General features: G+C 54.3%; 21 protein-coding genes. 7 read left to right on the top strand and 14 right to left on the bottom strand.

Annotation, left to right across the window (positions count from 1 at the left end):
• Nucleotides 1–72: 72 nt before the first annotated feature.
• Nucleotides 73–1,443, top strand: coding sequence for a phosphoglucosamine mutase (gene glmM, locus M0644_RS07485; RefSeq protein WP_286625164.1), 1,371 nt, complete (start codon nt 73–75; stop codon nt 1,441–1,443).
• 55 nt (nt 1,444–1,498) lie between these two features.
• Nucleotides 1,499–2,431 (top strand): methylenetetrahydrofolate reductase, encoded by a 933-nt coding sequence (locus M0644_RS07480; protein WP_286625163.1) that lies wholly within the window; start codon nt 1,499–1,501, stop codon nt 2,429–2,431.
• Here the strand turns inward: M0644_RS07480 and M0644_RS07475 are convergent.
• Entirely contained in the window at nt 2,385–2,669 is a 285-nt protein-coding gene (locus M0644_RS07475) for a DUF427 domain-containing protein (RefSeq protein WP_286625162.1), read from the bottom strand. The genes M0644_RS07480 and M0644_RS07475 overlap by 47 nt on opposite strands.
• A gap of 27 nt (nt 2,670–2,696) precedes the next feature.
• Nucleotides 2,697–3,419, bottom strand: a complete 723-nt coding sequence (locus M0644_RS07470; RefSeq protein WP_286625161.1) for an ABC transporter ATP-binding protein — start codon at nt 3,417–3,419, stop codon at nt 2,697–2,699.
• A gap of 111 nt (nt 3,420–3,530) precedes the next feature.
• On the opposite strand from M0644_RS07470, the gene M0644_RS07465 reads away from it, so the two are divergent.
• Both M0644_RS07465 and M0644_RS07460 read left to right on the top strand, forming a co-directional pair.
• Nucleotides 3,531–4,661: a polysaccharide biosynthesis/export family protein gene (locus M0644_RS07465; protein ID WP_149819566.1), complete on the top strand. Its 1,131-nt coding sequence runs from the start codon at nt 3,531–3,533 to the stop codon at nt 4,659–4,661.
• Between the two features lie 16 nt (nt 4,662–4,677).
• Nucleotides 4,678–6,906 carry a polysaccharide biosynthesis tyrosine autokinase gene (locus M0644_RS07460; RefSeq protein WP_286625159.1) on the top strand — a complete coding sequence of 743 codons (2,229 nt, stop codon included), beginning with the start codon at nt 4,678–4,680 and terminating at the stop codon, nt 6,904–6,906.
• Nucleotides 6,907–6,913: 7 nt separating this feature from the next.
• Here M0644_RS07460 and M0644_RS07455 read toward each other — a convergent pair whose 3' ends face one another.
• The 7 genes from M0644_RS07455 to M0644_RS07425 all read right to left on the bottom strand — a co-directional run bounded on the left by M0644_RS07455 (nt 6,914) and on the right by M0644_RS07425 (nt 13,661).
• On the bottom strand, nt 6,914–7,984 hold the full coding sequence (locus M0644_RS07455; protein WP_286625157.1) for a RuBisCO accumulation factor 1: 1,071 nt from the start codon (nt 7,982–7,984) through the stop codon (nt 6,914–6,916).
• 52 nt (nt 7,985–8,036) lie between these two features.
• Nucleotides 8,037–8,942, bottom strand: a complete 906-nt coding sequence (thrB, locus tag M0644_RS07450; protein WP_286625156.1) for a homoserine kinase — start codon at nt 8,940–8,942, stop codon at nt 8,037–8,039.
• Between the two features lie 3 nt (nt 8,943–8,945).
• Nucleotides 8,946–9,608, bottom strand: coding sequence for a uracil phosphoribosyltransferase (gene upp, locus M0644_RS07445; RefSeq protein WP_149819559.1), 663 nt, complete (start codon nt 9,606–9,608; stop codon nt 8,946–8,948).
• 58 nt (nt 9,609–9,666) lie between these two features.
• Nucleotides 9,667–10,416, bottom strand: a complete 750-nt coding sequence (uppS, locus tag M0644_RS07440) for a polyprenyl diphosphate synthase (RefSeq protein ID WP_190278017.1) — start codon at nt 10,414–10,416, stop codon at nt 9,667–9,669.
• A 22-nt stretch (nt 10,417–10,438) separates the two neighbouring features.
• The gene (cdaA, locus tag M0644_RS07435; protein ID WP_149819555.1) at nt 10,439–11,317 is read right to left on the bottom strand and encodes a diadenylate cyclase CdaA; all 879 of its coding nucleotides are present in this window, start codon (nt 11,315–11,317) and stop codon (nt 10,439–10,441) included.
• Between the two features lie 20 nt (nt 11,318–11,337).
• Complete coding sequence (lysA, locus tag M0644_RS07430) at nt 11,338–12,690, bottom strand: diaminopimelate decarboxylase (protein WP_286625155.1); 1,353 nt, start codon at nt 12,688–12,690, stop codon at nt 11,338–11,340.
• A 131-nt stretch (nt 12,691–12,821) separates the two neighbouring features.
• Complete coding sequence (locus tag M0644_RS07425) at nt 12,822–13,661, bottom strand: prohibitin family protein (RefSeq protein ID WP_286625152.1); 840 nt, start codon at nt 13,659–13,661, stop codon at nt 12,822–12,824.
• Between the two features lie 106 nt (nt 13,662–13,767).
• On the opposite strand from M0644_RS07425, the gene M0644_RS07420 reads away from it, so the two are divergent.
• Nucleotides 13,768–14,424, top strand: a complete 657-nt coding sequence (locus M0644_RS07420) for an ATP-dependent Clp protease proteolytic subunit (protein WP_149819549.1) — start codon at nt 13,768–13,770, stop codon at nt 14,422–14,424.
• On the opposite strand, the gene M0644_RS07415 is transcribed toward M0644_RS07420, so the two are convergent.
• From M0644_RS07415 to M0644_RS07395, 5 genes are all read right to left on the bottom strand, one after another.
• Nucleotides 14,421–15,782 (bottom strand): LCP family protein, encoded by a 1,362-nt coding sequence (locus tag M0644_RS07415; protein WP_286625151.1) that lies wholly within the window; start codon nt 15,780–15,782, stop codon nt 14,421–14,423. The genes M0644_RS07420 and M0644_RS07415 overlap by 4 nt on opposite strands.
• A gap of 190 nt (nt 15,783–15,972) precedes the next feature.
• A complete protein-coding gene (gene sds, locus M0644_RS07410) occupies nt 15,973–16,944 on the bottom strand; it encodes a solanesyl diphosphate synthase (protein ID WP_011057594.1) in 972 nt (323 codons plus the stop codon).
• 94 nt (nt 16,945–17,038) lie between these two features.
• Nucleotides 17,039–18,112 (bottom strand): ABC transporter ATP-binding protein, encoded by a 1,074-nt coding sequence (locus M0644_RS07405; RefSeq protein ID WP_286625150.1) that lies wholly within the window; start codon nt 18,110–18,112, stop codon nt 17,039–17,041.
• 3 nt (nt 18,113–18,115) lie between these two features.
• The gene (locus M0644_RS07400; protein WP_149819543.1) at nt 18,116–18,274 is read right to left on the bottom strand and encodes a chlorophyll a/b-binding protein; all 159 of its coding nucleotides are present in this window, start codon (nt 18,272–18,274) and stop codon (nt 18,116–18,118) included.
• A 56-nt stretch (nt 18,275–18,330) separates the two neighbouring features.
• A complete protein-coding gene (locus tag M0644_RS07395) occupies nt 18,331–19,320 on the bottom strand; it encodes a succinate dehydrogenase/fumarate reductase iron-sulfur subunit (RefSeq protein ID WP_286625149.1) in 990 nt (329 codons plus the stop codon).
• Nucleotides 19,321–19,374: 54 nt separating this feature from the next.
• On the opposite strand from M0644_RS07395, the gene M0644_RS07390 reads away from it, so the two are divergent.
• Nucleotides 19,375–19,707, top strand: a complete 333-nt coding sequence (locus M0644_RS07390) for a YnfA family protein (RefSeq protein ID WP_315863028.1) — start codon at nt 19,375–19,377, stop codon at nt 19,705–19,707.
• Nucleotides 19,708–19,968: 261 nt separating this feature from the next.
• Nucleotides 19,969–21,093 (top strand): sodium-dependent bicarbonate transport family permease, encoded by a 1,125-nt coding sequence (locus tag M0644_RS07385; RefSeq protein ID WP_286625145.1) that lies wholly within the window; start codon nt 19,969–19,971, stop codon nt 21,091–21,093.
• Nucleotides 21,094–21,130 lie beyond the last annotated feature (37 nt).

Raw genomic sequence — 21,130 nt, 5'->3', positions numbered from 1 at the left:
GAATCGTCTCCTGCATAGCCAAGGGGATCGACTAGAAAATAGTGAGTATTGGTGTGGCGTGAGGAATCAACCATGATTGGGCAGCAGCCGATTCGGTTCGGAACCGATGGCATTCGTGGGCGGGCGGGGGAGTTGCTAACCCCCAACTTGGCCTTAAGCTTGGGATATTGGGTGGGAGAAGTGCTGCGACAAAGGACGGATGCACCCCAAGGCCCTTTTATCATTGGTCAAGATTCCCGCAACTCCAGTGATATGTTGGCCACAGCCTTGGCCGCCGGCTTAACCGCCGCTGGTTTTGAAGTGTGGAATGTAGGCTTGTGCCCGACTCCCTGTATTGCCTATTTGACCGCCACCACAGAGGCGATGGGCGGCGCCATGATTTCCGCCAGTCACAATCCCCCCGCCGATAACGGCATTAAAATTTTTGGCAGCGATGGCAGCAAGCTCAGCCCTGATCTGCAAAAAGAAATTGAAGCCCACCTAAATGCTGGACTATTCCTCCCCTCTACCCAACAGTGGGGACATTTGCGCCATCGTCCGGAACTGCTGCAGCGCTATCGCCATGCGGTGCAAGCCCCCCTTGAGGATCGTCAACCGCTGCGGGGACTGCGGGTGGTGTTGGATTTGGCTTGGGGATCTGCAGTAGCGGTGGCACCGACGGTGTTCCATGCCCTAGGGGCTGAGGTGATTGCTCTCCACGATCGCGCCGATGGCGATCGCATTAATGTCAACTGCGGTTCGACCCATTTAGAACCATTACAACAGGCTGTCCGTGAAACCCGTGCCGCTATGGGGTTTGCCTTTGATGGCGATGCCGATCGCGTGCTAGCGGTAGATAGTCAAGGGCGGGTGGTTGATGGCGATCACATTCTCTACTTCTGGGGACAACGGCTTCAGTCGCAGGCACAACTCCCTAAGGATTTGATTGTCGCCACTGTGATGTCGAATCTCGGCTTTGAGCGAGCTTGGCAAGCGCGGGGTGGACAACTGGTGCGGGCAGCAGTGGGCGATCAATACGTCCATGCAGAGATGCTGCGCCACGGTGCCATGCTAGGGGGAGAACAGTCGGGACATATCCTCTGCCGTCACTATGGTGTGGGGGGGGATGGCTTGCTCACAGCGGTTCATTTAGCGACCCTAGTTCAGGATTCCCGTCTATCCTTGGCACAACTGCGAGACCAAAGTTTTACCGCCTACCCGCAAATTCTCCGCAATGTCCGTGTTGAGGATCGGCAGCGGCGGCTCCACTGGCAGGAGTGTGAACCTCTGCAGCAGATGATTGCCAAAGCGCAACTGGATATGGGCGATCGCGGGCGAGTCTTGGTACGTGCCTCTGGGACAGAACCCGTTATCCGTGTCATGGTGGAAGCCGAGCAGCAAAGTGTTGCTGATTATTGGACAGAGACCTTGGTGCAGACGGTGACCGCTTATTTAGCGGCCTAGGAACAGGCGTCACTAGCTTGTATGATAATTGCCTAGTCGCGCTCTAGCCATTTCCTTGTCAGTCTCGCGTTTTCAAGCTGCCTGTGAGCAGAGTGAGTTTCTCATCACCGCAGAGGTTTGCCCCCCAAAGGGTAGGGATGCCACAGCGATGTTGCGCCAAGCAGCCCATCTCAAGGGGCGGGTTCATGCGGTTAATGTCACCGATGGCAGTCGCGCTGTGTTGCGCATGAGTTCTTGGGCAGCCGCCTATTTGTTGCAACAGCAGGGGTTTGAACCCATTTGCCAGATCGCCTGTCGCGATCGCAACCGCATTGCCCTACAGGCCGATCTTATGGGCATTGCTGCTCTAGGTTTGCACAACATTTTGGCACTCACAGGAGACCCGGTCAAAGCTGGCGATCATCCCCAAGCCAAGCCCGTTTTTGATTTAGAGTCTGTACGTCTATTGCGCATTATTGGCCAACTGAATCAAGGGGTGGATAGCGAGGATCGTCCCCTACCCGATGGCGCCACTCAATTTTTTGCTGGCGCTGCGGTTGATCCTCAGTCTGCCAGTTGGTCAGGACTGCAACAACGGTTTGAACGCAAATTGGCAGCGGGTGCTCAATTTTTCCAAACGCAGTTAATTACCGATTTTGAGCGGCTAGCCAAGTTTATGGATCAGATTGCCGCTGGCTGTGGGCGACCCATTCTTGCTGGAATTTTTCTCCTCAAGTCGGCCAAAAATGCCCTGTTTATCAATCGCGCTGTGCCGGGGGCTTCGATTCCGCAGCACCTTATCGATCGCCTTGCCGCTGCCGCTGATCCCCTCGATGAAGGGATAACTATTGCTGCCGAGCAAGTGCAACAGGCACGGGAACTCTGTCAGGGAGTGCATTTAATGGCGGTGCGCCGTGAGGATTTGATTCCGGAAATTCTCAACCGAGCGGGAATTGCTCCCCTTAGTGCGTCACCTGCACCCCGCGCCAAAACGCCACATAGCCTTTGATATTGGCTGCCGCCGGCTTGGGATCGGGGTAGTACCACGCAGCATCACGATTCACCTCACCATTGACAACAACGTGGTAGTAGCTGGCTGTGCCTTTCCAACCACAAACGGTGTGGGTATCGCTGGGCTGAAAATAGGCCGGATTGAGTGCCTCTGGCGGAAAATAAACATTGCCTTCGACCAACTCATAGCGATCGCTCTCGGCCAAGGTTGCGCCTTTCCAAACTGCTTTTGCCATTGCTTTTTTTCTCAGTCGCTCCCCTTCTTAAGATAAAACAGGTGCTGTCAGCGGGGTAGGCACGTTGGGGCGATCGCAAAGAATTTGACCGTCACGAAACTGAATAATGCGGTGCGTGACAGCCGCCACATCGGGTTCATGGGTCACCATAATTACCGTCATGCCCGCCGCATTGAGTTGCCCAAAGATAGCAAGAATTTCTGCCGTGGTGTGGCTATCGAGGGCACCGGTGGGTTCATCGGCGAGCAGGAGTAGGGGCTGATTGACAATGGCGCGGGCGATCGCCACCCGTTGTTGCTGTCCTCCCGAGAGTTGATTGGGGCGATTCTCAAGGCGGTGACCCAACCCCACCTGTTCCAATGCAGCGATCGCGCGATCGCGCCGTTCCTTGGGGGGAACCTGGGCATAGACCATGGGTAGCATCACATTTTCCAGTGCCGTTAGCTGCCCCAGCAAGTAAAACTGTTGAAAGACAAAACCAATCTTGGCATTGCGAATATGGGCGAGTTCATCATCACTGAGGTGTGCCACATCTTGGCCATCGAGAAAATAGCGACCAGAGGTCGGGCGATCCAAACAGCCCATAATATTCATCATTGTGGACTTCCCTGACCCCGAAGCCCCCATAATTGCACAGTATTCTCCCCGCTGAATGTTGAGATTCACCTCCCTAAGGGCGTGAACTTCCGTTTCCCCTTGGCCATACACTTTAGAAATCTGTTCTAGGCAAATGAGTGGCGAATCCAGCATTACAATGAGGTAACAAGGCCATTTGCACTCATTCTAAAGCCTTTTTTCATGACCTTGGTGGCGAATAGATGGCGTATGGTAGAACAAACAAGTGAGTGAGGAGAATGAACCATGGGGTGCAAATCATTGCCAAGGCTACACAACACCGTCATCACGCTGGCGATCGCCAGTGGATTCACCCTTGGGGCAACACTGATGGTACCCCGCTCGGCCACTGCTCAACCCATGCCCCTCAGTCCAAGCTCCTATAGTTTTACCAGCATTAACCCCCTTCAGGACTATCTCCTGGGTGCAGGGGATGTGCTTTTCATTGAAGTGGTCAACCTGCCAGCCAGTGTTACTGGTCAGCGACAATTCACTGTTAATCTCGATGGCTCAGTCACCCTACCTTTGGCAGGGCGCGTCATGGTGGGCGGCTTAACTCTCCCCCAAGCGGAGCAGGTGATTCTGAACGCCTATAGTAAAGTCATGCGCTTTCCAGCAGTAACGGTTACATTGCAGACGCCGCGCCCCATGAAGATTTTGGTGGCAGGTGAGGTGAGCCGTCCAGGCTCCTATGTTGTTCCTTTTACTTCTGTATCAGCTTCTGCCCCCGGTATCGGCCTTTCCGGTGGCTTAACATGGCCTCGCCTGAGCCAAGTCCTTGCTCAAAGCGGTGGAATTACCCAAGAGGCCGATATTCGCAACATTGAGATACGCCGCCAACTGGGGAATGGCCAAACAGCCGTAACCAGAATTAATCTTTGGGAGATGATTCAGTCGGGGGATGCGAACCAAGATATCACGCTGCGCAGTGATGATGTGATTGTGGTGCCCAAGGCGAAGGAAGTGAATGCGGCTGAAGCCGTACGGGTGGCCTCGGCAACGTTTTCGCCACAGGTGATTCGGGTGCAGGTTGTGGGCGAAGTATTGCGACCGGGCTTGGTCGAAGTGCCAGCCAATGCCACGCTCACTCAGGGAATTGGGGCGGCTGGCGGATTCAATGTGCAACGTGCCAATATGTCTAGGGTGACGCTGGTGCGGCTGAATCGCGATGGCACAGTCAGTCGGCGACGGATTCCCTTTAGCTTGGCGGCTCAACCCAATGCCAACAATAATCCTGTGTTGCAACAGGGGGATGTGATTGTGGTGGAACGGTCAGGGCTAACGCAGGTGGGGGATACGATTGGGAATGCCCTGCGGCCGATCGGCGCCTTAGGAACCTTAGGAGTGTTCCTCAACTTAGTTAACATATTTGATTAGGAATGGCGTACTACTGATGTCGCTCCCACAAAAGATACCCAATTTACGGGTCGTTGATCGCGAAGTGCGTCCTGCGGGCGATCGCCAGCGAAATCCATCACGGTTCAGCACCAGAAAAAGTTCTAACAAGGGTGGGCTGCAAGCTTTTAGCGATCGCTGTCGGCGACGGTGGCGACTACTGTCAGGAACGGTTTTACTCTCATTCTTGGTCATGGGGGGGTATGTTTTCTGGCAACCCGAAATGTACGAGGCCTATTTTCGCCTCCTGATGGAACCAGTGAAGGAACCACAGCCTGCGCCAACCCTGACCCCCCGTGATGGCATTGCCAGTACCCTCCCCTCCCCGCCGCCAACCACACCCCCTCCAGTGGATGTGGGGGCACAGATTCTCGTTCTAGAAAGTGACAAAGTACTGGCACCCATTGCCCAGAAACTACAACAGCAGTATCCCCATCTGACCACGCGGGTCTTAGCTGAGCATCTGGAAATTCGACCAGTGGTTAGTTCCGCCACAGAGCAACTGCCGACCCAAACAAAAGTGCTAGAAGTGGCCTATCGCGATCGCCAGCCAGAAATCGTGACCGCAGTATTAAAGGCCGTGGCAGAGGCGTTTGTTGACTACAGTCAGCGCGATCGCCAAGAACAACTCAATCGCACCCTAGAGCAACTGGACAAAGACATCAATCAGCACCTTACAGAATTAGAGCAACTCCAGCAGCAACTCCAAGCCAGCCAACCCCAAGGCACGAGCCTGCAACCCTCAGAACAACTGCGCTTTTTAACAGAACAGTATCGCCAAATCCATAGCCTGCGCCAAGCGGCTCGCCTGAAGGCCGTGGAAGCCTACGGTCGTTTTCAAGGGTTTCAAGAACAACTCAAGATGACACCCGCCGAAGCCCTAGCAGCAGCGAATTTAAGTACCTCCCCTGCTTATCAGCAACAGCTGGCACGCATTCAAGAACTGGATCAAGAAATTGCCAAGAATCTAGCCATTTTTCGGGAAGGGACACCCGTTATCCAAGCTCTTGAGGAACAGCGGCGAGTTTTGGTGGAGCAATTGCAGGCGATCGCCCGCCAAGTGATTGGTGAGCAATATCAAGTGGACAACCCCACGGCTCTGGGCTTTCAGGGAACAGTGTCACAAACGCTGATTACCAACTACATTACGGCGTGGATTGAATACGAAAACCAGCGGCGCTATGACGCCGAATTGGCTGCCCCTCAAAGGACAGTTGCCCAACAATTACAACAACTGAGTAGCCAACTCCCCGCCATTGATCGCCTTGAACATCGGATTCGGACGGCCAACCTCTCCCTCGAGATGCTCAATCAAGCCCGACAGGCAGTGCAACTACAACTAGCACAGAATAACTTTGCTTGGCAGGTGTTGACGGATTTAGAGAATCCCGCTGTCCAACCCACCTTCCCGCGCTTACTGCTGTTGGTGCTAGGGGCGATCGCCAGCCTTGTGTTGGGGGTTCTGGCTACTTATGTTGCAGATGCAGCCGCCAATACGTTTGTCAGTCCAGCCCAAGTGGAAGATGCCCTAGGCTTGCCCCTCCTTGGCAAAATTCCCAAGGCAACCCCCCAAACTAACCTCCGCCTAGAGCGCGTGGTGAAGGGCAATTCAGGGCTGTGGCAGGTGACTCAAGTCCTACCCTCTGTCGGGGAATGGGTGAAGTTTCAGGAAGCCTTTCACCATGTGTTTGCCAACCTCCAGGCCGTGGGTTTGGGGCATTCGTTAGCCGTGATTTCAGCCCTACCCACTGATGGGCGCACCACCGTTGCTCTGCATCTTGCCCTTGCTGCCGCAGGCACGGGTCAGCGGGTTCTGCTGATTGATGGGGATTTACGGCGACCCCAGATTCACCGCTATCTCGGCCTGACGAATGAACAGGGCTTGGCAGATTGGTTAATTCATCGGCGGCACTGGTATAGCGTTGCTCAGGCGCGGCGCGGTCTGGCAATTTTAACCGCTGGTGAGTTGCGGCAACAGCCGATGCGGCTCCTCAGCCAAGACACGCTCAAACAGTTCATGGCTCACCTGCAAAACTATTTTGATCTGGTGATTGTGGATACACCCCCCTTGGCCAACTTTGCTGATGCCAAACTCTGGTCGGGACTGGTGGATCAGACCCTTGTGGTAGTGAATCTGAAGGCACCCCAGCAGCCGGTGCGACTAGCCTTGGCAGATTACAGTTTGGGAAGTAGTAGCGCTCTGGGCGTTGTGGTGAATCTCGCCTAAAGTTAAGCTATTCCTCAAAGAACCAAAGTTCCTTGTTGATACTCTCATCCAGCACTTGGGGGGGGCGTAAGACGAGCAGGAGTTGGCCAAGAATTGGCGCTGTAGGGGGTTCAGGAAACCAAGCCAGTTGGACAGGATCGCTGGCCCTAGGTGCAATCAACAGATAGCGATCGCGCTCCCATTCTGGAAGACCACGATCCACAATCAGGAGCACTTGTTCAATGGGGAGTCCCTCAGGCGTGGGCGGTAATTCTGTGGGTAGGTCTGCCACTGGCCAAAGCACCCCGACTGGGTCAACAGCATTCAGGAGAACCTGCCAACTGGGGAGAGCCACTAGGGTCATGGGTTGAGGAACAGCGACTAATTGAAAAGCACCTGTAGAAGTTAACTGCGGTACTTGATTAAAGGCTGCAGCAGCGAGGGGGGCTGTTCCTGCCATGGGAACGAGGTAGGGCAGGTCTTCAGCGGAATCCAAGCGGTAAAGGGGGAGTCGAGGTTGGCTAGCAGCGGGAACCACGGTCAAGTCCGTCAGCAGTTTCTCAAGCGCTTGGCGACCTGTGGCGGATTCAACAAAGCGAAAGCCCTGAGCAATAAGGCGCGATCGCTGGGCTAAATCGCGTTGCTGCCGCGCCAGTTGCCAATAGTAGCGACCAATGCGATCGCCCACACTCTCACCAAAACCTGCACTGTCATCCTTTTGATAGCTCACGGCCTTGAGGGCACGGCAGACCTCATGAACCGCAGTGACATCCAGTTGTTTCTCAACAATGAGGGTGGCTGCTGCAAGGCGATCGCCCGCTGATAAGACCCGCAGTTCATAGAGCAGATCGCTGCCCCGCGTTTGAAAATAGGCACGCACAGATTCAGGGGCTTCCCGTAGGCTCTGACTCACTTGCAGGGCAATGATCAGTTGATTTTGGTGGATGGGTTCAATGCCCGTGGCCTCAAAAATCGCTTGGGGAGATAGCCCCTGTTTTTGCAGTTGCTGGCATCCGGCCCCCCAATCCTGCCAAGTGCCCTCCTTGCGGCGTAGGCGTTGCAGCACTTCCGTTGTCAGGGCATCCTGTTCTTGACTCATTTAATCACCTCCTATTGACAGGGAAGCATGCTATACAATTGCCTAAGATTGCCTAGCGATCGCGCACCGTTGTCCCTTGGCGTTGAATGGCCAGCACCTCCACCCGTGCCTGCACATCAAACTTTGCCCAAGTCTCCTTGAGGGCAGTGGCAATGGCGGAAGCGGTAACGGGATCCCCAAGGGCTAAAAGCGTGGGGCCTGCGCCACTAATGACCAAACCGTGGGCACCCGCCTCAAGAGCCGCCCTGTGGAGGTCGGTATAGCCTTTGATCAGACTTTGGCGGTAGGGTTGATGCAGGCGATCGCCCAAGGCCAGTTGCAGCCACTCCCGTTGACCCGTTTCCAAACCCCGCAGCAGAGCACCAAGGTGACTGATATTAAAAACTGCATCACCGTAGGTACAGTGGGGGGGCAGCACTTGCCGCGCTGTTTCCGTGGCTAGCTCAAAGTCTGGAATCGCCACAATCGGCACCACATCTTGATCCCAAGGAATCTCTAGCCAATGCCATCCCCCTGCACTCCCTTGGACAGCAAGACGACAGCCCCCTAGCAAGGCCGGCACCACATTATCGGGGTGGCCTTCCATTTCAATGGCCAATTCCAGAACCTCGGTATGACTGAGGGGAAAGCCCGCCAGCCGATTGGCCCCTACTAAGCCGCCAATAATTGCGGTTGCTGAACTGCCGAGGCCCCGTGCGAGGGGAACCCCCAGATCAATCTCTAAATACACAGGTGGGGCTTCACGCCCTAGATATTGATAGAGACGGTGGTAGGCACGATAGGCCAAATTGTCGGAGCTACTGCTGACACCAGCTGCTTCAGTGCCCCGCACATTGACATGGGGGCGATCGCTCAAGGAAAAGGTAAACGTATTGGTGAGGGTGAGAGCCGCTCCCAGACAATCAAACCCCGGACCCAAATTAGCCGTTGTTGCTGGCACAGTCACCACTGTCATCATCGGTTACACTTCCTCCCCGGTACCAAAGGCGCGATCGCCCGCATCCCCCAAGCCGGGCACAATAAAGCCCTGCTCATTCACTGTCTCATCAATCGTGGCCGCATAGACTTGCACTGCGGGAAAATGGGCACCGAGTTTCTGCAAAGCTGGCGGCGCAGTGACCACGGAAATGATTCGCACCAAGGCTGGGTCAATCCCCCGCTGCACCAATTCCTGCATTGCTGTCATAATTGAACCTCCCGTTGCCAGCATCGGCTCACTAATAAGGACACGGGTTTGCGGGTCAAACTGCGGGGGCAACTTATTGAGATAGCAACTGGGTTCAAGGGTGGCCTCATCCCGCACAATCCCTAAGTGGTACGTCTTTGCTGTGGGTAAGACCCCTTGGGCACCGTCGAGCAAGGCTAAACCCGCCCGCAGAATGGGTACCACCACGACGGGTACTTGCGGATTCACCACCAGCGCTGCACAGGGGGCAAGGGGCGTTTCAACCACTGTTTCCACCGTTGGCAACCATTCCCGCGCCGCCTCATAGGCCAGCCACCGCCCCAGTTCTGTCATTGCCACCCGAAATAAGGGAGTGGGCGTGTTGCGATCGCGAGCCACCGTTAGCCAGTGTTGAATGAGGGGATGAGGGGGGACATAAATGCGCAATTGGGGGGTCACAGTATCGCTCCAATACGTACCCGGCGGGCTTTCCTATTCTCCACTGAAATCGTCCCCTTTAGACACGGCCAAATCGCCGCTGTCGCTGTTGGTAATCCCGGAGCGCCTCATGGAAAGCAGCGCGGTCAAAATCCGGCCAGAGGGTCTTGGTGACGTAAATTTCTGAATAGGCCACCTGCCACAGCAAAAAGTTACTGACGCGCATCTCGCCACTGGTGCGAATCAACAAATCGGGATCCGGTAGGCCGCCCGTGTACAAATGGCGTTCAAAGAGTACTTCATCAATATCGGCGGGGTCAAGGCGTCCCGCTTTCACTTGGGCTGCAATCGAACGGCAAGCGTGGATAATTTCCCGTCGCCCACCATAGTTGGTTGCCACCACAAATTTAATTTTTTGGTTATTGGCCGTAGCGGTCATCGCTCGCTCAATTTCCGCTTGTAGGGAGTTCGGCAAACACGCCAAGTCACCCACAAAGTGAATTTGCACGCCCTCGGCAACCATTTCCGCCAGCTCCCGCCGCAACACTCGCTCAAAGAGGGTCATCAGAAAATCCACCTCCGGCAGGGGGCGCCCCCAGTTTTCTGTGGAGAAGGCGTAGGCGGTCAGGGCTTCAATGCCCCAATCTTTGCAACAGCGCAGCAGATCCTTGAGGGTGTCCACCCCGCGTTGGTGTCCCATAATGCGCGGTAAATTGCGCTGCTTTGCCCAGCGGCCATTGCCATCCATAATCACCGCCACATGGCGAGGTAGGCGATCGCGATCCAAATCAGCGGGTAACTCAATGAGTGACTGGGGCTGTAGCGTCATAGACACATCCTACTGGCGGAAATTAGCGCAGTGGCCATACCGTTTTCCAAAATTTTAAGCTGTGCCGACGTTGACGGGGTTGTGAAGTTCCCGTTTCTTGATCCTGCACATATTGCCGCAACAATTCCCCTAGTTTACTGCTTGTGAGGGGACGTTGAAGCTCCCCCTTAAAGGCAAGGGAAATTGACCCCGTTTCCTCAGAGACCACTACACAGACACAGTGGCTAATGCGTTCGGTAATCCCTAGGGCGGCGCGATGGCGAGTGCCCAACTGCCAAGGCCCCGTGCGATCCGAGAGGGGCAGGATCAACTTTGCCGCAATCACTTCAGCACCCCGCACCCAAATTGCCCCATCGTGCAGGGGGGAACTCACTTGAAAAATTGAGGTAATGAGTTCTGGCGAAAGGCGGGCATTGAGAGCGATCCCTGCATGGGTAAAATCTTGGGGGCTGAGCTTTGTATGGGTTTCCAAGAGAATGAGTGCCCCCGTACGATCCTGAGATAATCCCTTCACGGCCGTCACAATCAAATCAACGGCATCATTGGTGAGACTCGACTCGGCCACGGGCTGCACAAAGCCGAAAAACTGTCCTCGTCCCAACTGTTCCAGAAAAATGCGAATTTCCGATTGCAGAATAACGGCTAAGGCCACCGCAGAGCCAATCACTAAGTTGTGCAGCACAAAGCTCAAAAACTGTAGCTCAATGGCACGACTGAGGGAGGTTGCCAAAAGGAGGAAGATAAAGCCCCGTATCATCCAGAGGGTTCGCCGCTCGGCCACAACCCGCAAAATAGCGTAGGTTAGGGTCAAGACCAAAACCACATCCACGACTGTTCGCACCTTGGCCAGTGTCTCCGAGGACAGCAGCAGCCACGACAAGTTACCTAGGAGGCTTATCATCCCATTGTGCTCGTCACCTCCTAGGGGGCGGGGGTGCTCAATCGCAGGGGCAAGACATCATGGGCCACCAAATCAGCGTAGGTTTCCCGTTGCAGGATCAGGTTGGCTTCCCCCTCACAGACAACTACCGCCGCCGGCCGGGGCACGCGATTGTAGTTGGAGGCCATGCTGTAGTTGTAGGCACCCGTACTGGCCACCACTAAAATATCATTGACTTGCAGGGGGGGTAGGGTGACTTGGGGCAGCAGAATATCGCCCGATTCGCAGTGCTTACCGGCAACACGTACGGTTTCTGTGGCGGCAGTGGTCATGCGATTGGCACACAGGGCTGTATATTGCGCCTGATAGGTAATGGGTCGGGGATTATCGGACATGCCCCCGTCCACCGCAATGTAGGTGCGCACTTCAGGAATCACCTTACGGCTGCCCACGGTGTAGGCCGTCACTGCCGCAGGTCCAACGATGGAGCGACCCGGCTCACAGATGAGTTTGGGTAAGGGAAGATGGTGTTGCTGACAGGCTTGGCTCAGTTGATGACTAATGGCCTTTGTCCAGTGGGCGATCGCCGGTGGATTATCGGAGTCTACATAGCGAATGCCAAGACCACCCCCCACATTCAGTTCGCGCATGGGTAGCATCGCTTCACGGGCTTGAGCCAGCCAATCCACAAGGACATCACAGAGGTCTAAATGGGGTTGTTCCTCAAAAATCTGTGAGCCAATGTGGGCGTGGAGTCCGACCCAGTCTAGTTCGGGATGCGCCTTAGCAAACTGAAGCAACTCTGGAAACTGTTGCGGGTCAAAGCCAAATTTGCTGTCTAGATGTCCAGTGCGGATATATTCGTGGGTGTGGCATTCAATCCCCGGTGTCAACCGCAACATGACGCGCGGTGGGGTCGAGAGATCATGCTCCTCAACGTAGGCAGCAAGGCGCTCTAGTTCTAGCCAGTTATCGGCAACAATCGTGCAATTGACCTCAAGGGCATAGAGGAGTTCTTGGGGGGACTTGTTATTACCGTGGAAGTAAATGTGGCTGGCGGGGACGCCGGCACTCAAGGCAGTGTAGAGTTCACCCCCGGAGGCCACATCAATCCCCAAGCCTTCACTGTGGGCAAGGGCGCAGGTGGCCAAGCAGTTCCAAGCCTTTGAAGCGTAGAGCACCAAAAATTCACCACCGTAGGTCTGCTGGAGGGTGTCTTGGTATTGACGGCAGGCGGTGCGAAAGGTGAATTCATCAAGGATGTAGAGGGGAGAGCCAAACTGAGCCACTAACTCCACCACATCACACCCACCAATGGTGAGATGGCCGCGGGCATTGGTTTGCGCAGTCAGGGGTAAAATTTGTTGATTGGCAGCAAGCGGGGTGGAGATCATGGGTCAGTATCGCGAGAAATCAAAGAATAAAAGAACAAATCGCTATTCTCAATTCTAGGGGGATTTGGGCGATCGCTCCCTTCATCTGTTGAGTCTCTGCTGAGCCTGTAGTTCATCGAACCGTTCCTCAGCTATTTTGCTGCTGTTCCTGTCCAATTGAGGAAAAAGGGGGGTAGCCCTTCTTGGCCGTTGATCACAATCACTTGGGGCACTTGGGCACCGCCTTCGCGCCATGCTTCGATCGCTTCCTTTTGCAGCACTAACTGGCCCCCCGGAGCTTTGAGGGTTTCGGCAAGGAGGCGTTGGGCTTCCGCTTTCCCTTGGGCACGGTTAATTTCCGCTTGCGCCTGTTGAGCTGCCTCTTGGGCAATATAGACCGCCCGTTGTGCCCGCTGCTCAGCAATTTGCTTATCCTCGACGGCCTTGGAAAATTCCTCGGAAAAGTCAAGGTTAACGACACTGGTATCCAGTACGAGAATGTGGTACTTGGCTAGGCGATCGCCAAGGGCATGATCAAAATCCTCCTTAAGTTCATCCCGCTTGGTAATGGCCTCCTCCGCCGTGCGACGGGCAGCAGCAATTTTGAAGGCCTCTTGGGTCTGGGGAGCAATGATTTTGGCCACGATATTTTCCAGGGTCCCTTGGGTGCGGCGCACATCCACGATGGCCATGGGGTCTAGGCGAAAGTTGATGGCAAAACTGGCGGTAATGTCCTGCAAATCTTTGGTGGCACTTTCCGCTGGCACTTCAAACTTCTGTACAGTTACGTCATAGACATCCACACTGGCAATAAACGGCGGTTTCCAGTGAATGCCCTCGAGGAGGGGAGTATCCTGAGCTTTACCCAAAATACTCAGCACCCCTGCTTGGCCAGGATTAATAATCACCACGGCATTCAAAAGGACAACCAGCAAGACAATGGCGATCGCCACCACTGAGGAGGTGAGCCGCGAACTGGGGAGTTGATTCATGACCCAAGAATTGGATTTCTGCTTTGATTATAGGCGGTGCTTCCCACCGATCCGGAAGGCAATTCCTTGCTAGAGTACAGATAGTCTGTCATTTGCTGAGCGTCCTATGCGGTTGCCCCTTACTGCTGCCCAAGCGGCCTACTATGGTGATGCCTACTATCGCACTCCACCCCCCGATCTCCCTTCACTGCTGTTGAAGGAGCGGATCGTCTATCTCGGCATGCCTTTGGTGCCAGCGGTTACGGAGCTGATCATTGCGGAACTGCTCTATCTGCAATACGACGATCCCGAAAAACCCATCCGCATTTACATTAACTCGACGGGAACCTCCCGCTACGATGGCGAACCCATTGGCTTTGAAACAGAAGCCTTTGCCATCTGCGACACCATGCGCTACATTAAGCCCCCTGTGCATACGATCTGCATTGGTCAAGCGATGGGGATGGCCGCCATGTTGCTCTCGGCCGGTACCAAGGGGTGTCGCGCCAGCTTACCCCACGCCACGATTGTCCTGCACCAAACCAAGAGCTATGCCCAAGGGCAGGCCACCGATATCCAAATTCGTGCCAAGGAGGTTCTGGCCAATAAGGCGATGATGGTGGAAATTTTGGCGCAAAATACCGGTCAACCCCCTGAGCGGATCACCCGTGATATGGATCGGCTGCTGTACATGACCCCACAGATGGCGAAGGAGTACGGCATCATTGACCGCATCCTTGAACCAGAGGCTGTTACCAAGAAACTGCCAGCAACCTTGACCTAGTGCAACACCGCCGCCCAGTCACGGCCAATGCGAATGGTGATGTCAGAGGAAAGGACGCCAGTGGAGTTAGCAGAGACACGCCCCATGCCAAGGACAGAGCGGATCATTTGGGCGGCGCTGAGGTCTCCCTGTTGGGCGACAATTTCCGTTTCAGGGGTTTGCTGATACCACTCTTCACTGATGATCACATTGGTATAGCCATGGTGGGCGAGAAAATCCGCCATATCTTGAGCAGCCTCACGACTGCCGGAGGCATTTTGCAGGGCAATCCGCAGGGTGCCACTGTCGCCCCAAGTATAGTTGACTAGTTTTGAGGGGCGATCGCTAAAGTGCTCAGCAACCACCCGATCAATGCGGTCATCGTCAGGGAGCCAGTAGCTGACCGCATAGCCATCACCACTAAAGCGTCCCGGCAGCAGAATCAAACGCAGGTTGTCTGGCTCAATGCGCAGACTAAATTGGGCGATCGCCATCAGTTCGGCAAAGGTTAAATCCGTATCCACATATTTTTGCAGGACGCTGTAGATTTTCGGCAACTGAGTCAGCATGACGGGATTGGCCAGTTTCTTTTGCAGCGCCTTGATCAGCATTTGCTGCCGCTGGGCACGGCCAATATCCCCCAGTTCATCGTAACGAAAGCGAACAAAGCCCTCTGCTTGCTCCCCGTTCAGGGTTTGCAGCCCCGGTTGAAGATCAATGTAAAGTTTTTGGGTGTGATCGGTATAAACCATTCGCTTGGGCACGTTGACCTCGACACCGCCCACTAGATCGACCAATTCTCGAAATGCCCTCGTATCAATGCGAATGTAGCGATCAATGGGGGTATAGTTGAGGATTTCGCTGACCACCCGCACCGTTAGATCGACCTCTCCATAAACATTGGCGGCATTAATTTTGTCGATGCCATGTCCGGGAATTTCCACACGGGTATCACGGGGAATACTCAAGACCGTAATCGTGCCATTTTCAGGGTTAAACCGCGCCAGCAGCATCGTGTCGGTGCGGCCACGAAACCGTTCAGGGGAGCCGGGAGGAGCCCCTAGAACCTCATCCACCCCCAATACCAAGAGGTTCACTGGCCGACTCATGCCATATTGGAATCCCCGTGTCATCATTTCCAGCCAAGAGGGATCCCGTTGGCCACGATGGTTCGTGCCCTGAAAGGGTGACATCAAAACAAATGTCATGCCCGCAAAGGCAGAGACCAAGGACACACCACTAAAGGCAGCAATCCAGCCTAGGGTACGCCATAGCGAAGGGCGCGATCGCTGACCCCTGCTTTTTTGAGATACTTTTTGCCTTCCCCGACTACCCACAGTAGAACTCACCAGTTTACGCTGTTGAACGCCTCGTGCCACAAATTCACTCCCGAAATAAAAACAAACTGCAGGCTAGTCGGGTAGACGCAATCCCTGTCTCTAGTGTAGGGGATTGATTACTGATCCCGCACTTATACCTATTGGACTGCCCCAAGCAAGGCTTGTTTCTATTTTTCGGCCAATTCCTGAGATTTATGCGCTGGGCATTGGAGACCGTTCTGCTGGCAGCTTAATAGAGCCGCTCAAGGACATAATCTGTTAACTGGCTGAGGGCCTGACGCGGTTCCGACGGGGGTAGCACTTCAAGTGCCGGTAGAGCCGCTTGGGCATATTCCTTGGCTAAATTGCGAGCGTCTTCAATGGCACCACTTTGGCGCACTAGGTTGAGGGCGGTTTCTAGATCGCCTTCTTCACTGAACTCGCGCTCGATGAGGGTATGCAGATAGGGGGCTTTGGGTAGGGCAAAAAGGACGGGTGCCGTTAGGTTGCCATCCCGCAGATCTGAGCCAGCAGGTTTCCCTAGTTCTGCGGTGGAGCGAGTGAAGTCAAGGATGTCATCCACGATTTGAAAGGCTAGGCCCAAATTTTTGCCGTAGGTGTACATGGCTTCGATGGTTTCTGGGGGCGCTTCACTGAGAACCGCTGCCGCCTTGGCACTGTTGGCAATGAGGGAAGCTGTCTTGTAGTAGGTTTTCAGTAGATAGTCGTCTAGGGTAATGCTGGTGTCAAAGCGGTTAAAGCCTTGGCGAATTTCCCCTTCAGCAAAGTCTTTGATCACTTGGGAGAGGAGTTTCACCACTTGCAGGTTATCCAAATCCGCTAAGTACCAAGAGGCTTGGGCAAAGAGAAAGTCTCCCGCTTGAATGGCCACCCGATTGCCAAAGACACTGTTGACGGTGGGCACACCGCGCCGTAGTTGCGCTTGATCCACCACATCATCGTGAAAGAGACTGGCGGTATGAATCATTTCCGTAATTTCTGCCAAGCGGCAGTGCCGGGGAGTAATCCCCTGATCGGGCAGCGTGGCTCGCGACACCAAAAAGACAATGGCGGGTCGGATGCGCTTACCACTGGCAGCAAAAAGATGTTCGGCGGCAGCAGAGAGTACGGCGTGTTGTGCTCCAATCAGTGCCTTCAGGTTCTCCGTTAGTACACAGAGATCCGCTTCGACAGGTGAAAAAAGAGAGGTTACCGAAGTCATGGACGGGCTGGCCGCAGAAGTTACGAAATTTTACAGAATCCTAGTTGTATTCTAAGCGAACCCTCCAATCTTGGGTAAGGGTTCCGATGAATTTTCAGCTAGGCTCAAAATTGAAAGCCACCCCGCTCGTAGGGTCAAACAGATAAAGATGGCAAGCCTGCAACTGGAGAGGGTCACCCATTTGAGGGATTTGGTGATTAGGGGCTAACCACAGCAGTTCTTGGGAACTATCCATGAGGCGACAGCGGACAATGGCTTCGCGGCCTAGGGGTTCAACGAGGGTGGCGATCGCCCCCAAGCCCTTCTCACTGATAGACAAATGCTCTGGGCGAATGCCCACGGTGAGGGGTTGTTCACTTTTTAGCGGCCAATGGGGGGTGTCCGGACAGGGTAAGGGCTGCTGCGCTATCCACAGGCGGCTGCCATCCCAGCGAGCGGGCAGTAAATTCATCGGTGGGGTGCCCAAAAATCGCGCCACCATGGTATTGGCGGGTTTGTCGTAGAGATCAGCAGGGGTGCCAATTTGCTGGATTTGACCGCGATCCAGCACCACAATGCGATCGCCAAGGGTCATCGCCTCCGCTTGATCGTGGGTGACATAGAGGGTGGTAATGCCCAGTTGTTGATGCAATTGTTTTAGTTCAGCACGGGTTTGTTCGCGCAATTGGGCATCAAGGTTGGAAAGGGGTTCATCGAGGAGAAACACTTGGGGCGATCGCGCCAAGGCCCTTCCCAAGGCCACCCGCTGTTGCTGACCACCGGAGAGTTGACGCGGTTTGCGCTGCAGCAGGGACTCAATCCCGAGGAGCTTAGCCACTTGGAGCACCCGTTGCTGCCGTGTGGCCGGATCAACACCGCGCATTTTCAGACCAAAGCCAAGGTTTTCGGCCACGGTCATGTGGGGATAGAGGGCATAGTTCTGAAAGACCATTGCCACATCGCGATCGCGCCCACTGCGGCCATTGACACAGGTCTCCCCAATATAAATCTCGCCACTGGTGGGTTGCTCCAAGCCAGCAATAAGCCGCAATAGGGTAGATTTGCCACAACCCGAAGGCCCGACAATCACCCAAAGCGCCCCTGCGGGCACAGTTAGAGAGAGTGGACCAATTCCCACTCCTAGAGCAAATCGCCGCGTGACTCCCTCTAAGCGCAGTGTTGCCGCCACAACCTATCGCCAGCCCACCCACGTAAAGAAATCTTGGCCAGTCACCCACTCGAGCACCAGCAGGGCAATAAAGCCAATCATGGCAAAGCGGCCATTGATCAGCTCCGCATAGCGCGACCAACCAAATTGCGGGGTCAAATCATCGGGCGTCGGTTCACTCATGGTGTTAGGTATGCAAAACAACTTCTTTAGCTTGGCATAGAGCCTTCACTTTGTAATCACATTTTAGAAGAGAGCTGTTGCTGCTGTAGGGCGGTGATCACTGCCTTAATTTGGGCTTGAGCGGCAGACTTTTCAAATCGCAGTGGAAACTTGCCGCGCCGCAATAACCGCCAGCCTAAGGGGGCAAGGCTGACAACTCCACCGACATCTCGAAAGCGATTGCCCACCACCCGTAGGCCAAATTGCCGCTCATCCACCCAGCCACCGTCTTTCACTAGTTCCAAGAGCACTTGCCGATGGCGCACAGGACGGTCTTGATTGCGGGTTGCTGTTGTTGAGCGTGCTAGGATCGCCTGCTTGATCTCACTAATGCGATCGAGGGGTTGCACGCCCACGGGACACACTATATTGCAATTAAAACAACGGGTACAGCCCCACACGCCACTGGTAGAAGTGTTGTATTGGTCTAGGCGTTGGTCAGTTTCGCGATCGCGGGTATCGGCCACAAGGCGAGCTGCTTTGGCAAGGGCATGGGGGCCAACAAAGTCGGGATTCACTTCCACGGCATTGCAGGCACCGTAGCAGGCACCACAGAGAATACAGTTACCCGCAGCATTGAGTTTGGCGCGATCGCTGGGGGATTGGAGAAACTCCCGCTCAGGCACTTGTCGTGCCGCTGTACCCACATAAGGATTGACGGCTGAAAGTTTTTGCCAAAAATCGCTCATGTCTACGACAAGGTCTTTGAGGACAGGCAAATTCCCCAAGGGGGCGATCGCAATTTGGTTGGGAACAGGACTATTGGCTAACTCGGCATGAATACTTTGCTGACAGGCAAGGGCAGAACGACCATTAATCGTCATCGCGCAACTGCCGCAGATGGTGTTTCGACAGTTCTTGCGAAAGCTAAGACTACCGTCTTGGTATCCCTTGATTTGAATGAGGGCATCAAGAATGGTGAGGGAAGGATCAATCTCTAGTTCAAAGGCTTGCCAATAGGCGCTCTTGTTGGGTGCTTGGCGGCGAATCGTCAACTGAATTGTCATATGCTGGCGTCAGCCCAATGTAGTTTCCAGTGTATAGCAAGCACTGCGGCGATGATGAAAGTTGCAAAATCCCTACTTTACTTTCTGATCACAGGCCTCCTAGAGCTGGGGGGAGCCTATCTTGTCTGGCTGTGGCTACGGGAGCATAAAAGCATTTGGTATGCCTTAGCAGGGGCGATCGTCCTTTTTATGTATGGCATGGTACCGACGCTGCAACCTGCGCATTTCGGTCGTGTTCAGGCTGCCTATAGTGGCATTTTCCTGCTGGTGGCTCTGTTTTGGGGTTGGGGAATTGATAAGGTGCGCCCCGATAAGTTTGATTTGCTCGGTGCTGGGGTTGCCCTCCTCGGAACGCTGATTATCATGTACGCGCCAAGAAGCCATTGACAGCGTCGCGATCGCCCCAAGGTCACTCTATAAGCTGGGCTTATTTAATCTATTTGAAAGTAATGTTTATTAAATGTGTGTTTTGCTGAAGAATTTGCTATAGAGTAAGGCAAGCAAATCAAAAAGATTGAATAGATAAAAGACTATATTTGCGCCGTTGACCGACGGATGCAGGGGTGGCAATCGCCCAAATAGTCTTCTATCAACTTCAACATCTACAGCCCCATGGATAGCCCCTGATAATTAAGAAGAAATAGTACTGTGGATTTTCCCGGTCAGTTTTTGCAAGATTTTGTCAAGCAATTACAGTCGCCTACCCTTGGCTTCTTGCTGGGGGGCATGGTCATTGCAGCGCTGGGCAGTCAACTTCAGATTCCCGATGCCATCTATAAGTTCATTATTTTTATGTTGCTAATGAAAGTCGGCCTCAGCGGTGGGATTGCGATTCGCAGTTCCAACCTACAGGAGATGCTCTTGCCAGCACTCTTTGCTGTGGCGATGGGGATTCTCATTGTATTTATTGGCCGTTATACCTTAGCAAAGCTGCCGAAGGTCAAAACCGTTGACGCGATCGCTACCGCAGGTTTATTTGGGGCTGTGAGTGGTTCGACCATGGCAGCAGCGCTAACGGCTCTGGAGGCGCAGAAAATTAGCTATGAACCTTGGGCAGCCGCACTGTATCCGTTCATGGATATTCCGGCTCTGGTGACAGCCATTGTCGTTGCCAGCATTTACCTCAAGAAAAAACAGGAGAAAAAGGCGCCGGCTTCCCTCAGCGCCGTTGGTGCCTATGCGGGTGCAGGGAGCGCCACAGGTTATGCCGGGAGCACGAGTGAGTACCCCAGCAGTGCCAGTGAGTACCGCAGTCAACAAAGCAAACGAGTCAGAATCTGGCCGATTGTCAAAGAAAGTCTGCAAGGGGCAGCCCTTTCGGCACTGCTGCTGGGTGTTGCTTTGGGCATCTTTACCCGTCCCGACAGTGTCTATGAGAGTTTTTACAACCCTCTGTTTCGCGGTTTACTCTCGGTGTTGATGCTCGTTATGGGGATGGAGGCTTGGTCACGCTTGGGTGAGTTGCGCAAAGTCGCTCAGTGGTATGTGGTCTATGCCGTCGTAGCACCGCTGGTGCATGGCCTGATTGCCTTTGGTTTGGGAATGATTGCCCACTATGTCACTGGCTTTAGCCTTGGGGGTGTGGTGATTCTAGCCGTGATTGCCTGCTCTAGTTCCGATATTTCTGGGCCGCCAACATTACGGGCAGGGATTCCCTCCGCTAACCCTTCCGCCTATATTGGTGCTTCCACCGCGATCGGGACTCCCATTGCCATCGGCCTAGGAATTCCGCTTTACCTTGGCCTTGCCCAAGCAATCATGGGCGGCAGCTAGTGACCCAAACGCGCCAATTTCACTCAAGGAGGAACTC

Source organism: Thermosynechococcus sp. B1 (genome assembly GCF_030322985.1).
GTDB lineage: Bacteria > Cyanobacteriota > Cyanobacteriia > Thermosynechococcales > Thermosynechococcaceae > Thermosynechococcus.
The sequence above is the reverse complement of the archived record's forward strand: the minus strand, read 5'-3'. Positions and strand labels throughout refer to the sequence as shown.